Raw genomic sequence first — 1,249 nt, 5'->3', positions numbered from 1 at the left:
GGTTTATTCCCTCCTTTGAATTCTCGCGAAGCGAGATTAAGGGGTGGCGTTCTTTGAAGAAGACACCGCAACACGGAAACATATAAGACTACACTGAGCAGGGTTTTTAACGCCCTGCTTGTCTGGCAACTTTTCGTATAATAAATAGCTATACCATTTCACGATCGGGCTTGATACAAATGATTGGTCTCTAATTCTTTCTCCAGGTGCACCTGATGCACCTGAAGCTCCTCTGCTATTTGTATCAACCTTAAAGTGAAACGGTATGAAGTCTCGCGCCTGCTTATCAGCAGGTTTCACTCATGGTATCTATGGTCACACTTCTTCCCTTTGCTGACGGTGCCGCCGCGCTGCTTTCACGCTGGCTAGTCGCGCCGCATGTTGCACGCTGGTACGCCGAACCCCAAGAGCACCTTGACTGGGCTATCAATCCACCTACTGGCGGTGAGCGAGCGCTGATCGCTGCGGATAGCGCTCAAGTTGGCTACTTGCGCTGGCAAGTTGTCTCCCGCGAAGTACTGGACTCGGTCGGGCTGCACGATATCCCCGAAAACTCGGTAGATATCGACATCCTTATCGGCGAGGAAAAGAGCGTAGGTCGGGGGATCGGACCGCTGGCCTTGCAGAAGCTCGTCGCGCACCTACAGCAGGCCAATCCAGCGATTCCGCTCCTTTAAGAAGCGATAAGCCGGAGGCAAGACAGCGAGCGTATCGCACCACACCACTCATGAACTAAAATCATGAGCGCGTTTTGTTCAGGTTTTCCCTTAGAGTGAGACAGTCATTGATGGGAGAATTAGATAATAGCTGGTGCAAGAGAAATCTTTCTTCAACGACTAAGATTTGTATTTTCCAAGCTTGAAAATCTAAGGCAAAACAAAAGATTTAAGAATTGCTCATTCTTAACCTTTACCTCAGAGCTTTATTAAGTATATTTTTTATGTCACCAGTAGATATTTTCAAAAATCTTCCTACCCTTGAAACCAAACGTTTGACACTGCGGAAACTTTGCATGGAAGATGCAGCAGATATGTATGAATATGCTTGTGATCCTGAAATAGCTAGTTTTGGTCTTTGGCTACCATTTCATTCAATTGAAGACAGCAAAAAAGACCTTGCTGAGGTAATAGAAGGATACAACAAAGGAGAAAATTTTGTCTGGGCAATGGAATTAAAAACCGAGAGAAAGATGATTGGTAGAATTGGCTTAGGCGATTACAGTTTCAGAAACGCTTGTGCTGAGTTAGGC

General features: G+C 46.0%; 2 protein-coding genes. Both read left to right on the top strand.

The features are described 5' to 3' along the window. Positions 1 to 302 precede the first annotated feature (302 nt). Complete coding sequence (locus tag AC5590_RS33020) at positions 303 to 677, top strand: GNAT family N-acetyltransferase (protein ID WP_169268999.1); 375 nt, start codon at positions 303 to 305, stop codon at positions 675 to 677. A 263-nt stretch (positions 678 to 940) separates the two neighbouring features. Next, on the top strand, positions 941 to 1,249 hold a 309-nt coding region (locus tag AC5590_RS33015; RefSeq protein ID WP_169268998.1), incomplete at its 3' end, for a GNAT family N-acetyltransferase.

It is taken from the genome of Brasilonema octagenarum UFV-OR1, from assembly GCF_963888615.1.
Taxonomy (GTDB): domain Bacteria; phylum Cyanobacteriota; class Cyanobacteriia; order Cyanobacteriales; family Nostocaceae; genus Brasilonema; species Brasilonema sennae.
Note: the sequence above shows the minus strand (reverse complement) of the source record. Positions and strands in the feature narration are given on the sequence as shown.